Annotated in this window: 13 protein-coding genes; 6 read left to right on the forward strand and 7 right to left on the reverse strand. The window is 55.4% G+C overall.

Annotation, left to right across the window (positions count from 1 at the left end; genetic code table 11):
* The first annotated feature begins 23 nt into the window (after positions 1-23).
* Both NE850_RS36630 and NE850_RS36635 read left to right on the forward strand, forming a co-directional pair.
* Positions 24-578: a fasciclin domain-containing protein gene (locus NE850_RS36630; RefSeq protein WP_310700201.1), complete on the forward strand. Its 555-nt coding sequence runs from the start codon at positions 24-26 to the stop codon at positions 576-578.
* 224 nt (positions 579-802) lie between these two features.
* Positions 803-1,087 (forward strand): hypothetical protein, encoded by a 285-nt coding sequence (locus NE850_RS36635; protein WP_310700202.1) that lies wholly within the window; start codon positions 803-805, stop codon positions 1,085-1,087.
* A 413-nt stretch (positions 1,088-1,500) separates the two neighbouring features.
* Here the strand turns inward: NE850_RS36635 and NE850_RS36640 are convergent, their stop codons facing one another.
* From NE850_RS36640 to NE850_RS36670, 7 genes are all read right to left on the reverse strand, one after another.
* Positions 1,501-1,917: a hypothetical protein gene (locus NE850_RS36640; RefSeq protein ID WP_310700203.1), complete on the reverse strand. Its 417-nt coding sequence runs from the start codon at positions 1,915-1,917 to the stop codon at positions 1,501-1,503.
* 126 nt (positions 1,918-2,043) lie between these two features.
* Positions 2,044-2,586: a DUF2442 domain-containing protein gene (locus tag NE850_RS36645; protein ID WP_310700204.1), complete on the reverse strand. Its 543-nt coding sequence runs from the start codon at positions 2,584-2,586 to the stop codon at positions 2,044-2,046.
* Positions 2,587-2,636: 50 nt separating this feature from the next.
* Positions 2,637-3,623 (reverse strand): hypothetical protein, encoded by a 987-nt coding sequence (locus NE850_RS36650; RefSeq protein WP_310700205.1) that lies wholly within the window; start codon positions 3,621-3,623, stop codon positions 2,637-2,639.
* Between the two features lie 102 nt (positions 3,624-3,725).
* The gene (locus NE850_RS36655) at positions 3,726-4,157 is read right to left on the reverse strand and encodes a DUF6088 family protein (RefSeq protein ID WP_310700206.1); all 432 of its coding nucleotides are present in this window, start codon (positions 4,155-4,157) and stop codon (positions 3,726-3,728) included.
* 660 nt (positions 4,158-4,817) lie between these two features.
* Entirely contained in the window at positions 4,818-5,342 is a 525-nt protein-coding gene (locus tag NE850_RS36660) for an HAD domain-containing protein (RefSeq protein WP_310700207.1), read from the reverse strand.
* 355 nt (positions 5,343-5,697) lie between these two features.
* Positions 5,698-6,495, reverse strand: a complete 798-nt coding sequence (locus NE850_RS36665) for a BPSL0761 family protein (RefSeq protein WP_310700208.1) — start codon at positions 6,493-6,495, stop codon at positions 5,698-5,700.
* Positions 6,496-7,483: 988 nt separating this feature from the next.
* The gene (locus tag NE850_RS36670) at positions 7,484-7,720 is read right to left on the reverse strand and encodes a DUF6471 domain-containing protein (protein WP_310700209.1); all 237 of its coding nucleotides are present in this window, start codon (positions 7,718-7,720) and stop codon (positions 7,484-7,486) included.
* A 478-nt stretch (positions 7,721-8,198) separates the two neighbouring features.
* Between NE850_RS36670 and NE850_RS36675 the strand changes: the two genes are divergently transcribed.
* The 4 genes from NE850_RS36675 to NE850_RS36690 all read left to right on the forward strand — a co-directional run bounded on the left by NE850_RS36675 (position 8,199) and on the right by NE850_RS36690 (position 14,059).
* Positions 8,199-9,053, forward strand: coding sequence for a TnsA endonuclease C-terminal domain-containing protein (locus tag NE850_RS36675; RefSeq protein ID WP_310700210.1), 855 nt, complete (start codon positions 8,199-8,201; stop codon positions 9,051-9,053).
* A gap of 305 nt (positions 9,054-9,358) precedes the next feature.
* Positions 9,359-11,563: a transcriptional antiterminator gene (locus tag NE850_RS36680; RefSeq protein ID WP_310700211.1), complete on the forward strand. Its 2,205-nt coding sequence runs from the start codon at positions 9,359-9,361 to the stop codon at positions 11,561-11,563.
* Positions 11,544-13,181: an AAA family ATPase gene (locus NE850_RS36685; protein WP_310700212.1), complete on the forward strand. Its 1,638-nt coding sequence runs from the start codon at positions 11,544-11,546 to the stop codon at positions 13,179-13,181. The genes NE850_RS36680 and NE850_RS36685 overlap by 20 nt, the downstream gene beginning before the upstream one ends.
* Positions 13,181-14,059, forward strand: coding sequence for a TniQ family protein (locus NE850_RS36690; protein WP_310700213.1), 879 nt, complete (start codon positions 13,181-13,183; stop codon positions 14,057-14,059). The genes NE850_RS36685 and NE850_RS36690 overlap by 1 nt, the downstream gene beginning before the upstream one ends.
* Positions 14,060-14,186 lie beyond the last annotated feature (127 nt).

Here is a 14,186-nt window from a genome sequence, read left to right on the forward strand (position 1 = left end):
TGGTAACTCAAGGGGACTACGTGATGAATTACAAGACTATATTCGTCGCTGCCGCATTGTCTGCAGCTGCATCCGGCGCTTTTGCGGCCAGCGACACGGTTATGGTCGGCGGTCAGGCTATGTACCCGGGCAAGGACATTGTGGACAACGCCGTCAACTCGGCCGACCACACCACGCTCGTTGCTGCGGTCAAAGCTGCTGGTCTCGTCGATACGTTGAAGAGCCCAGGGCCATTCACGGTGTTCGCACCAACAAACGAAGCGTTTTCTGCATTGCCGGCCGGCACGGTCGACACGCTCGTCAAGCCTGAAAACAAGGCGAAACTGACAAGCATCCTGACCTATCACGTCATCCCGGGCCGCTACGACTTCCGCAAACTCGACGAGGCTATCAAGGCTGGTGGCGGCAAGGCGGAACTGAAAACGGTCAATGGGGAGCCGCTGACGTTCACTAAGAATGGTCCGCACAACATCGTAGTTATGGATGCCGACGGCCATACCGCAGACATATCAACTTACGACGTGACGCAGAGCAACGGCGTCATCATGGTGGTCGATAAGGTTCTGATGCCGAAGTAAAAGGCAGGCGCGTACCGTCACGGCTTTGAATTCAGCGCATCCCTGTCATTTTCGATGCAGAGCCACGACTTACCCACACACCTTACGTCTGGACGCAGGAAATGTTTGCCCCATTCAGATGGGAGTGGCTGCTTGCGCTCGCCGCTACGCAAGCAGTCAGTGTTTAGCGGTATTTGAGACTTCGGCGCGGCTAACGCATGAGCCGATATCACGGGAGAAACACCATGGAAAAGTTGACGATGAAAACTATTGTCGCGCGTGTCGCTGTCGCGTCACTCTGCGTGTGTGCCGCTACGCTTGCGCAGGCTGGCGGAAACGGCAACGGTGGCAATGGCAGCGGAGGCGCTCACGGTGCCGCAACCGCAGGGATGACGTACCACAGCGAGCCAGTATCGAGCCCGTGGAACAGCGTTCCCGGCAACATGAGAAAAACGGCAGACAGCGCGCGTATGGATATGCCGGGTATGCAGACGAACGACAGCAGCATGCCGGCAAAGACGGCCCAATAACTAGCAGATAGCTTCAACTTTCCTGGCCCTGATGAGCGCTATGCAAGCGTCTTCAATGGTCGAGAAAAAGGGTTGGCGTTGAACACTCTGTAGTTGCAACAGCCGAACTGGGGGCACCGTCGTCCCGTGCCTTCAGCAACTTCCGAACGGTCTCACCGGCTATTGTATGCCGACACGTTTGGGTACATGGACATCTTGTTCGCAGGTGCCGACCGCTGCCTCCCGCCCAGACGCCATCATCATCGGCCGCCTCCGCACCGTCGGCCACCCCCGCCGCATCGCCACTGAACCGTAGGAAGAGGGATTGCGACGGCTGCTCATCGCTGACACGACATCGAGGACAGGCATCGCCCATTGCGCCGGTTCTTGAGCCACAGTTGCTACAAGTCGATGCAGATGTGCCTTGGCACCGGTCACGGCTGGAGATACTTTGTAAGGATTTTTCGGAGAATCGTCCCGACGTCATCATCACTGTCGACAGCCACTGACGCCGCTTCCGCATGCGGAGCGTCCTTGCAGAAAATGCTCGCGCTAGCGAGCCCCTCGCTGATTCGCGTGTCGAGACGCACAAGGGGCTCGACCTCAGTGCCAATTTTGCGACCAATGAACACCGTAACATAGCTGCCGGAAGGGCTCGGCGTGCTGTACCTCTTTGCGAACATATCGACCAGCAACATCGCTTCATCGAGCACCGAAAGCGGCGGCCCATCGTAGCGCTCCACGCTGCCTTCAATCTTGCACAGGTAAGTCAATGCCGCAAAGTCGTCCATGAATTCGCCGTCGTAAAAGCAGATTGTCAGTTCAGGTGGTTCAGTTTGTCCGTCTTCCACTTTTGTGTGCTCCGCTTCAGTGTGCGTCTCGAGGAAGACTCTCTCCGCGAGACAAGCATGTCATAGCGCACGAATGCCTGAAGCCTAGCAAGTCGATGTACATGTGAGCCCTCGCTCAGTTGTCTGCTACCAATTGAGCAAGATGCGCAGCCGTGACATCAGCCAGTCCGTTTCAACGCGCTCCGTCCAACCTTTGCTTTGAATTGCCCTCTTCATCCTCCGCAGCGTTACCTCGCGCGAATTTTGCGGATATTTAGCTGCATCTTTTAAGGTCTTTGGCACCAACTGCTGTGCCAAATCCTCGCATAAATCCCATCTTATGAAGCGCTCCTCTGCAGTGAGGCCAACCACAAACCTGCCGTCAATTAATCTGCCCGCAAATTTTGGATGCGTTCCTGACAGCAAGGCGGGCGTCGGGTCCCAAGGGAAATTCGTAGGCACCTGTGAAGTCAACCTTTCATCTCGATGGCGCCTCTCAGCGTCGCGCATCAAGTCCCTGACGCTGATGTCTTCGTCGAGTTGACCCCATCGCAGTACAGTGCCCGACGCAGAAATGCGGAAATCGCATCGCTGCTCAGGGGTTGCCACCCAAAGTTTTGAAAACCTCCGCAAAGGAATTCGTAGTGTGCCCCCGTCTTTCAGAAAGACATTCAGACTATCGTCTTCCACATTTGCTCTGGTTGCTATCGGTCGAATGTGACTTATCATGACACCGCTCTTTAGTGGCCAGCGCTTTGCGCGACGAGATGGACGATAACTCGCTTCGCAACGTCCACAAAGCTCCTCGCTTTGCCGGTCGGGACCGTTTCTGATTGCAGAGCGGTGCCTGGAGCAGCGACGATTCGAATCTGAACGTACTCACCGACGACCGCGATTTGCACGCAGGCTTCAAGTGTCGCGTTTTCATCCCCGACCGCTTGTCGCTCAACGAAAAGGCTGAATGTGCGAACGTCGGGGTATGGTCCGAGGGGCCATTCATATCCATACGCATGCAGTACCGTGGACGCTCGGTCCCAGAGTGGCGTCCTTGGGTCCACGTCGGCCGCAGCCGTGTAAAGCGGCTCAATGTCCGCTGGTTCGGTCTGGTGAGTTCCCTCGTACATCGTGACGGATGTTCGCGACCATTCCGCTGCCCACACCGCAGCCATCCGACGGACCGTTTCTACTCCACCCTCATCCTGGAGGACTTCAAGCGGGCTACGGTCACCGAGGCTTTCACGTCGCGAAGTGAGAAAATCTAGCCGCGCGTCAGAAGGTGCAGTCGCAATGATTCGGCAAATTGGATAGATGCTCCTTTGTTGACGTTTTGGTACTACTAACGCATTTGGGAAATACTTCACGCCGTCGACTTCCAGCGTGAAAACTATGTCGGCAGCGAGCAGCGCGGAAAGCCGTCGCGCTGTCAGGTTGCAGCGCCTGCGGAATTCCGCTTCTGAAATCAAAGCGCCCTTCGCAATCATCTCGCGCCGGGATATCAACGCTTGCTGCCAAAGGTCCTCGCGGAGGATGTCTTCGTCGATGTCTTCGCCGGCCTCCAGATAGGATTCGAGGACGATGTGCTCGATACACGCGATGACCTCATTTGGCAAGTGTGCAACCTTGACGCGGTCCGTCGCCGCTAGCCGAAAATTGTTTCCGGCAATTTTGCGCACAAGGGATGACGCTACGAATTGTGGGAGGTCGTATTCGGCAGCGATGCGTCGCATGGCGATTTCCCACCCCCGATTACCCATGTTCACCTCTCAGCATTGGAGATAGAATGGCCATGCGTTTAGTCGACTGCTCGTCCGTCGACTCGTCTCGCACCTTCACGGTCGCGGCTCCCCAAGCTTGCGATAGCAATTTCGCTCGTAGGTGATAAACCGGCCACCCAATGAAATCCGACGTGTGATACGACGGCGCCCGGTGTCCACTACTGCGAGCATTGGCACCTGAGTTGTATTGCCTTCGTTGTACTCACGAACGAGCTTGCCAGAAGTGACATCAATATTTAGCTTTCGAAAGATTTCGGCAGCGATTGTCTCAAAGGTTGAGACTGGCGCGAGTCGACCAGTGAAACGATTGACTTTCGTCTTGACGTATATGCCCCGACTGACTCTCACTAACCTTCCGGTTCTAACGAAGGCTGAAAGAACGCGACTTAATTGGGCAGGACTTCCAAGGCTCCGGAGCTCCGAGCGCTGAACCACGATGCTCCTACGCCTCGCAATCGAGCGGGCTACGCGCGCCTCTAGTTTCATCTTGAGATTCCTTGGGCGGGTACCGCGCGGTTGTATAGGCTGGTGGAGAGCCGATGTTCAATCGTTTCAACAAATATCGCACCCTCACCGCGTTGCGCCATAAGCTCGGAGCACCGTCCAAACGACTGCCGCAACGCCATGGTCGATGTCAACTGATGTTGAACCAAGGTCCTTCGACGCATGAATGCCTTGAACAAGTGTTGTCTGGGCCCTTCCGGCTTTGACAACGATATCCAACCTCGCAACCAATTCGACGTGACCGTCGTTGTCAGTCTCTCCGCCGAGGAACGCAGTGATATTAGGGCTAGTTGCAACAGGCGAGGTGTACTTCTCGCACCAATACTCCAAGACTCGGCCGTCGTCCGGCAACGCGATTGCTCGCAACGGGTTGTCAACAATGTCGGCGTCAGGATGCTCCAGCCCGTCCGTGTGACGACCTTGGAGGGCAGCGACTTCGCAGAGGCAAAGATAAGTCGACTCCCAGCGCGCCACAGGCTGGCTGTTGGCGACAACTCCAGATGTCGGGCATCGCGCAGATAGTCGTAGCTAATTGCTAGCGGCAGGTAGTCCGACAGTTCCATAGAATCTCTCCATAATCTGCATGCCGGCGCGCCGTCACAGAAAGCGGTACACGCTGCCATATGCACGGCGTCTGCCGTATCAGTCGCAGAAACAATTCGCGGCAAGCCACTCTCGTAACTGTTGGCGTGCTCTCGGCGCGCCTAGTGCGGTGTCCGAATCTGTGTGCAAGAAATGTTGCTCAAAATCCGATGGCACACCCCAAGCTTCGTCATCAATCGCTAACCAAGTTGTCAGGCCATGCCTCACCGCATGGCGAATGACGGTCATAGCTTTGGCAGAGCCATTGCTGATTTCGCTTAGACGAGGCGGAGTTCCTAGCGTCGTCCCGACCACTCTGCGACGCAATTGCTCTGGTAACAGCCCGATGGTCCTTTCGGCACCAAGTGTCTGCAGCCAAGAGGTGGTAACAATTATCTGAACCTGCGGCCAAGGTGCGAGGACGTCCGCCAAGTAAGGAGCGAACTCAATCAGACCCCGGCCTGAATCCAAGGTCACGTTGCGTCTGTCATCCACCAGTCCATGGCCGACGTTCAATACGCCACCGAAATTTAGAAAGAGCGTTGGCGCATTTGAGACCAAACTGTTGTGCCGCTCGCTCATCATCGTCCCCTCCTCCGTCTGCGGGCGCGAAATATTTCCGTTGGAATACCCGACGCATTGAGAGCAGACGGCACGTTGGCGGCAGCGAGCGCAAACAGCAGCGCACTTCGTTGTTTGGCCGCACCAGTTACGTTCCCCCGCGGCTTCAACATTGCGTTGGAGAATGCTTTGCGGAGAAGGCGGAAGACATCCCGTTTCGATACCCCGGTTTCACCTCGGTGTGTCAAGGTTCTTCGGCGCCTTTTCAAATGTTGCTTTAGCAGACGTGCCAACTCCCTAGCGACACCGCTCAGCGCATAGTCAAGAACGCGCGATGTCTCGGACCCGATGGTGGCCTGTCGTCCATATCGCTTAGACCTCATGCCGGGCGCTCTGGAGTTGATACGCTGGCGGACGGTCCGAACGTCTGCTCGAGGCGGCGAGCGAGTAACTTCTGCACGTCCTTGTCGCCAAGGCCGACCGTAGGTTGGCAATGAATCAGGTGAGCCTCGTAGCCATCGAATCCAGAGCGCATGTCATCAATCGCGAGCCACCGCTTGAGCTTGTGGCGCCGAACGAAGCGAAGGACCTGGGTCCCTCGCGGCAGTGCAGACCAACCGTCATCTGCTGAGTCTTTCTTTTCGAATGTCGCGCCGCGCACTCGCGCTCGCAATGAGTCGCTCGGCAACTGCGCCAAGGTAAACTCATATCCAAGAACCTCGACCCAAGAGGTGCTGAGGATGATGACGAGGGCCGGGTAGGGTTTGAGCAGCCGCTCGAAAATAGGAGCAAATTCGAACAGCTTGCTGGTGGGCGACTCTGCGATGACTCTGCCGTCGAAAAGGATGGCATCCGAGGCGTGCAACGTGTGGTCTATGTCGAGGAAGACTACGCCCGTGCGTTCGTCCAGTTTCGCTGCCGGTGCCGCTCTCCCCTTGGCGGCGCTTCGTCGATTGGCGGCCGCGTTCATGAATTGCGCATCCCCGAGCGGTCCCCACAATCCGGGCGACGCCGACGCCGATGCAGTAAGGTCGACGTCTAGGGGATAGTGCCGAAGCAACTGACCCGCCATGGTTCGCACTAGCCCCCACAAGATTTCAGTCTCGGAGTTATGCAGTTTCTCGAGAAACTCACGTGTCTCTCTGACAGCCTTGGTTCGTTCTTCAGGCACTGTCATGGCATGCTCCGTGTAGACACTCCGATACGACGTAGTTGCGCCAGGCCACGTGATTGGGCCGATACCACCGGCCCCGTTGAAGGCCCACATCGTTCGGACGCAGAGATACGTCCCGCGCGCACGAACTTATGAACAATCGCCCGCATCGCCTTCCTCCAGCCGCTACGAGTTGAGCTGACCGCATTCGTCTCGGCCTCCGAATTGCCCGTTGCACGTATAGGGCTACGCTCGTGCCGGCATGTCGATGTCGGAATCAAACGGGCGGCAGCGAAACGAGCTTACGGTAGTCAAGATACACAGGCTCACGGCCGTCATTCCAGTCTGGCCTCCTGGCGCTTCCAAATGCAGCGCGTCTCAAGCCCTGCTCCCGCCCTTTCCTCAGGAGGATTTATCGCAACCTCCAGCATGCCTTTTTGAAAGACGTAATCGAGCCGCCTAACCCCTAACCAATGCGAACGCAGTTCTCACGTACCGGCGGAGGTGGCGGTCTTCAGAGAACCCAAAGGCGTTGAGAGGCCTCACACATAATTTCATAAATACGATTTTAGTCGCACATATGAGATTATCAACATTTTATTCCCTTATAACGACTGCCGAAAATAGATTCAGTTGTTATATATAAATAAGGGACATACCGAAAAGGGAGGCTCCGCGATGGTGATTTTGGACACGATGGCGCTGATGCTAACAGCGGTTGGTGCTTGCACGGAAGATTCGACGCCTGAGGCGTTCGTGGCTGAACACTTTTCCTGACGCAATCAGAAGGTCGCGATGAGAAATCGTGACCGAAGTACCGCGTGGCTCCTGCGGGTTTCTTATTCGAGTCGACCGAGCGCTGTCCGCCTAACGCTACTTTCTAGATTTAAGCGATTGTTGAGCTTGCTCCGGCCAAGCGAGCCGCGAGCGATAGCTCATTGCCCACTTGTGGGCAGGGTCTTCAGAACAGTCGGTTGGTCCCCTGCGGGACAGCCACTGTCGATTTGCAACGCTATCCCCGACCAATGTCGGTAAGGTCGATGTGGGCTGCTGGGCGGCCTAACGCCTTCATAGTCTGCAGATAAAAGGCGAACGAGAAGCTTCCCCGTGACATCTTACTGGCCACGGACCTCTCCGTTTCGACGACACCCAACTGCGTCAGCAACTCCGCTAGCTGACGATAGCTCACACCTTGCCGAACGAGTTCAGCGCGCAGCACATTCCGAGCTATCTGGTACCAGTCTGACATCCGCCTCGCCTTCCACTTGAGCGCAAAGGCGGAGTATTCCTTGCCTCCTTCGAATACGGGCCTATAATCGCATATATGCGATTTTTAGTCGATATTTGCGTCCTATTTTCAGCTTAAAAGTAGGTGACGCAACGTAGTGCGCCCGCGAATGTCGCCCAAAAGGCTGTCATGGGCGTGAGGTACCTCAGGTGCCACCCTTTTCGCCGCGGCAACAGGGGTGCGCGCATCGACAGCGTACGCATGCAAACACAGGGCGTCGGGTTGTTGCCCACGAGGAGGATTTTTTCAGCAGTTGTTCATCATCGTTCAACCTCACAACGTGAAGCGTCAGGACTTCGGGCCCGAACGGTCCACCATCCTTCTAAAAAAACTGTGCCCAATCGACCGCTCCTAAAATTTTCGATAATTTCGCCCCGGACATCCCTCGCTATATGTCCCGAGCACACTTCGCTCAAGGACATTAATCGCAGGAGTTGTCATGGGAAAAGGCATTCAGGTTTGGACAGAACCAGTCATCGAGAGACGGTTCGCAGAAGGTTACGGTTCGGGCGAAGGCTCAAATTACATTCCTTGGATTGGGACGCATGACGTTGCGTCGAAGGGCCGAACCCATCGTCCATGGAGTCCGATTTACGGAAGAACGTTTCAATTGCTGTCTGATGTGGAGTGGCAAACGTTTCTTCTGCTCGAGCACTCGCGGAAGTTTGCGGAGCTCTATGAAGGCTACCCGCTTGAGCGCAAGATAACTCTTGAGATTGCCGCAGCGCTTGGAATAAGGCATCCGCACTATCCCGGCACAAACGTTCCGACAGTGATGACGGTGGACTTCCTTGCCGTGGATAGGCGTGGAACAGATGCGCGCATTGCCGCGTTCGACTCCAAGCGTTCAGAGGAAATGGATGGTGATAGCGCTGAAGGCAGCATCGCAAAGCTCCAAATCACGCGGGCCTATTTTGCCGGCATGAATGTACCGCACCATCTTGTACTTCACTCACAACTGAATCAGAGAATACTTGAGAACATTGAGTGGATTCGCAGCGGAATCGCAAAGAAAGGCGAAATCGAACCGTACGACGGCTACTTTAACGAAAAAGTCGACCAGATGCTCTACGAACTGATGAATGGCTCTCACACCTGCTCGCTGGGAGAATACTGCCGCGCGTTCGATGAGCGTCACGGTATGCAGCTCGGAGATGCATCACGTGTAGCACGCATGCTGCTTTGGGACCGCCGTTTGAAGTGTGACCTCCGTAACTCAAAGGCGAGCAGTCTCCCGGTCAACAGCTTTCTTGTGGAAAGAGACTACGCATCTCGACGAGCTGTCGGTCAGTAATCGCATACCTGAAAACAGCTTCCAAGATGCCTCCCGACAATCCTAAGGATATTTGAATGAACTCTCGCTCCATTTCCAACAAAGGCGCTATCGAAGCAACATTTCGACGCGTCTCCACGCAGACGCACTTTGCGCAACGCTTCGCTCCGGCCACTAACACACGGATGGTCCCTGTCAAACGTAAAAACGCGACGGTCACCTACGCCGATTTCGCACAAATGCTTACGAAAGCAAATGAGAGCGCAAACCGGACGCGCTAATACATCGTTTGAGCGCCCACCGCAGCGACATAAACCGAGGTTAGCATGCAAGCCTTATTGAAGAATGACATTTTCGATGGAAGTGACGGCTGTCACTATCGTGTTATCAGGACCTCATCGTCCAACGCTGGCTGGGTGATGAATCTTTCTCACTCACACGCCTGGCCAGTCCAGCGAGAATTTGCTGCACTCCGCAGCCATGCCCAAGCTCCCAAGCCAGAGTCGAGCCACAATAAATTGCCGGCATTTGCTTTCTTCTCGGAAACGGCCCGAAAACGCGCGAACGAAGCGTACGAAGCTATCAGGCCGCTGCTCGTCAATGAAGACGGAACTGAAAATACGGACATCTTTGACGAAGCGAAACGCAATCAGCTTGTCCGTGCCCGCGCCAACGAACTGGGCATGTCCAAAACGACGCTCTACGTCTACCTGCACAAGTGGTGGTCTTTGGGACAGAGCAAATTCGCACTGATTCCTGGGAGCGCGCGCAACGGTAGAGGCCAGAATCCAGAAACTGCTGGTAGGGGGCGCACGCCGAACGACTGTCGATATCGCGTATACCAGATGGAAGCCGATGATATCAAATGGGCGAAAGACATCATCCAGAAACAGTTCATTAAAAAAGAACATGCCTCCCTGAAAGGCGTTCACGCCGACCTGATTTCGAAGCACTATTCGTTCAAAGACGGCAATGGTAAGAATGTAAAGCGGCCGGAGGGCGAGCATCCATCGATTCATCAAATGCGGAATGTCCTCAGGAAGTATTTCACGCTCGAGGACGTGAAGCGCGGTAAACATGGCGATAAGGATTTTGACCGCGAGCACAAGCCCATGGACGGCAGTTCGCTCGAAGAGGCGGTAGCGCCCGGTCACATCTACGAAATAGATGCGACCATCCTTGATGTGTTTCTCGTAGCAATTGCAAATCGCGAGTGCATTATCGGCAAACCGACGCTATACCTCATTTACGACCGTAAGACGAGACTTTGCGTCGGGTTTTCTCTCACCCTTGAGAATGCATCATGGACCGGCGCCATGCTTGCGATTCTGAGTATTGCGGTAGACAAGCGCGCGCTCTGCGAGAAGTACGGACAGCCATACCATCCTGCGCAGTGGCCAGCTGACGGCGTTTTCCCGTCAAAATTTCTTGGAGACCGCGGAGAAATGGCATCGCGAAATAGCGACCGAATTTGCGATGGCATGGAGGCAATCATCTCCAATACTCAAGCCCTTCTCCCCATCCGTAAGGGACTTGTTGAGTCTGGATTCAAAGTAATCCACACGGCAATAAAGGACCAGGCGCCCGGCTACGAACCACCTCGTGAGGCCAAGAAACGGCGGGCGAAAAAGTACCATCTGGATGCAGTCCTGACTCTTGAAGAATGCACCTCGCTCGTCCTAGGGACAATTATCAAACACAACACGACGGTGATGCGGCGCTATCCGCTGTCACCGGAACAGGTGCTCGCCGGCTGGGATGCCATCCCAAATCAATTGTGGCAGAACGAAGTTGAACGCAATGGATGTGCTGGTGCGCGATACACATACGACTATCTGCACATGCAGCTACTGCCCAGAGCTGACAACAAGGAAAAGCCAACAGTGACACAAGACGGCATCCTGTTCAAAAACTGCACTTACACGTACGAAGATGGCGACGAGACCGTCCGCCAATGGATTATCCGCGCGGGTCTCAAAGGCTCATTCTCGGTGGATTGCTCGTACGACCCTCGGCTCGTCGACAACATCATCCTCCATGGCTCTGACGATAAGACGCATAAATGCAAGCTGGCCAAAGACAGCGTGGACTTTGCCGGCTACTCGTTTGCAGAAGTTCAGTACGTGGTGACACGCGCAAAACGTGATAAGCAAGCTCAGGGTGACGCTGCGATGCAGGCCGAAATGGAACGTAGGGCTCGGAATAAGGCAACGGTCGATGCCGCCAAAGCAGCGACGAAAAAGGACCAGACCGGCGCCGCTCGTTCGGCCCGTCGCGCGGATACCGCTGCTGCCCGCAATGCTGAGAAGACCTGGCGTCGTCGTGAAAGCGTCGCTATGCCATCGACCACAAATGGCGCCAGGAGCGGAGGGAATGTGATTCATCTTCCGTCGTCAGACCAAGTCCGAGACAACATTCAACAACCGACTGTACCACCGGTTGACACTGGGACAACACGCCCTCGCTCCCCGATTGATGATTTGCTACGCCGAAAAGCACAGGAAAAAACCAATGAGCTCCCCCATCTTTAACCCATATGCGGTCGAGGCGCGATACACCGAGCAATGTATCCCGCACTTTCGGAATAATCCGCTCATCTGCGCGTTGCCTCCGATTCCGTCGGACGAGGAACTCGCGGAGGACCTTTTCGACCTACCGGAATTCAGTGTAGACCAGCGCAACTGGTCTGCAAGCGACCGACTCTGTATGGTCGCAGAGCTGTCGAGCTTTTTGTGCCCTCTACGGCGGCATATTGACCTTGCTCGTGCTTTTGACACACTGATTCGTACGGGATATTCGCGTCGCGGAATCCGCTCTCCGGAGCACATCCGTACCTACCAGCGATTGTACGAAGCGCAACAGCAAGGACTTGCTTTTAAACGCGATTCAATACGTTCTGCTATCGCCCAACTTTCGTCCGCGCTTATCGGATGGCCGGGAACCGGCAAGACGACGGCCGTCCGTCGAACCTTTGGCCGGTATCCTGAGGCTATCTTTCATCCGGACCATGATATTACCCAAATCCCCTATTTACATATCGAGTGCCCACACGATGGTATCTCGGTGAAGGGTTTGGCTTTATCGATTTTTCGGAAACTCGACCTGCTCGTACCGGATAGCAGATACACCGACCTTTACAAACCCTCGAGTGCGGCGGAAGTCTTGCTGAATCATGTCGCACGCGCCATGCACAACCATTACGTAGGCGCACTAGTAGTTGACGAAATTCACAATCTGAAAAATGCAGGCAAGACGAAGGTATCGCTGATGGCGGCGCTTGTCACAGCATCGAACGAGCTGAACGTTCCTATCGTTTTCATTGGCACCAACAAGGCAATCAAGGTCCTAGGGGTAGATTTCAGCCCGGCGCGTCGTAGTTCCGCTGCCGGCTTCCCAACCTGGGATGCGTTGGCGACTAGCGGCGACCTCAAAGCTCCCAACGAGTGGGAGGACTTCATCTCGGCACTGTGGACGTTCCAGTGGTTGCGGATGCCTGTTGTATTGGACGATGTAATGTCGCACTTTATGTTCACGTGCTCGCAGGGTATCCCAGATATCGCCATCAAACTATTCGCATGCGCGCAATGGCGAGGAATGCTTGATGGTACAGAATCATTTTCCATCGAGACACTCAATGCAATCATGTCCAATGAGCTGTCACGAGTGGCCCCAATGCTTGATGCAATTCGCGATGGCGACATGGATGCCCTCACCCGGTTCGAGGATATCGCGCCACCTGAGCTTACATCCTTGCTCGATGATGCATTGAATGCCTACGAAGGCGTGAGGCAACGCGGAGCATCGATTTCCACCAACAACGCTGCCTTTGTGCCACGCGTCACCAGCATACTCGTCGAAGCTGGCATCAACGAAGAGCGTGCCCTCTCAATGGCATCCAAGGTCGCAGAAGAAGGGAAAGCTGTCGGCCTCGTCGAGGGGGCGAGTGCGGCACTGAAGCTTGCAACGCCTCCCGCGCCTGTCCGTCGCAAACAGAAGCAGCCAAAGGATGAGTCCCAGTCAATAGAACTGGCGCCTGACGACTATCGAAACGCGATTCGTCGAGCTCGTGAAAACGGCACTACTAATTTTAACGAGCTTGTCAACATGGGCGCTGCACGGCCGCTCGACGAACTGCTGGGATACGTTTGATGCGGTATTTTCCGACGCCCTACCCGGATGAGCTGCTCGGCAGCCTTCTCATCCGGGCCTGCCACCATCTCGGGCTACCACCAAGGGCGTTGGTTCGATTACTAGCCGATGGGTCGAGTGACCTAGTTTTCCTCTATCCATCTTTTCTTCGCGGCCTCTCGCACCTTACCAACCTGTCGCCAGAAGACTTATTGCTTAACCATACTGTGTTCCCGTACGCAGCGATAGGATTGCCGACGACGAAACGTTTGGTTCTCGAACGTGAGCTGTTGATGTCGACGGCGCGTGGCAACAGCGTCCGCCTTCGCGCCGCCTTCGGCCTACACATTGAAAACCTGTCCCGCCGGCGCTTTTGCAAAAAGTGCTGCGTCGAAGAATACAGCCAGATTGGCGAGAGCTACTGGCATCGGCGACACGCGCTCCCAGGCATTTTCGTTTGCCCTCAACACGGCGAGCCGCTATGCATCTCAAGCGTTTCTGTCCTGCCGAAGTTATCGACAGGAAACGCAAAACTTCCACAAGAAGTAGTAGGGAACCCTGTCGACTGGGGGCTCGATATGGACGGAATGCAGCGACTTGCCGCCGCAGTGCTCGAAGCAACAGAGCTACCGGCGGAAACGTGGGACCATGTCACCGAAGAATACAAGCGGCTCACGGCGTGTTTTGACTTCGAGCACCACCGGCAACGTCGCTGGGGCATTGACCCCATGGTGCTAGAGTTCAGCCGTTTCTATGACGAACGATTCCTTCAGAAGACTGGTCTCGCCTTGTCTTCAATCGGCTCGGACTCGTGGCCAGCGCGCCTCGTCCGCGGAGCGCGTCCCGCCATGCTCCTGCAACTGCGGCACGTTCTGCTTCGCCTCTTTCTAAAATTTTAGCGTAAGCAACCGGTGAAGGCACCTTGCGCGACGCGAGCGGAATCTATGGAGCGGCTACGTCAGGTTTCCATCGATGAGGCAGCAACTCGTCGATGTCAGTGGCGAGTTGTGTTGGCAGGCGCGTGAG

It is taken from the genome of Paraburkholderia sp. USG1 (assembly GCF_031570135.1).
Classification (GTDB): Bacteria; Pseudomonadota; Gammaproteobacteria; order Burkholderiales; family Burkholderiaceae; genus Paraburkholderia; species Paraburkholderia dioscoreae.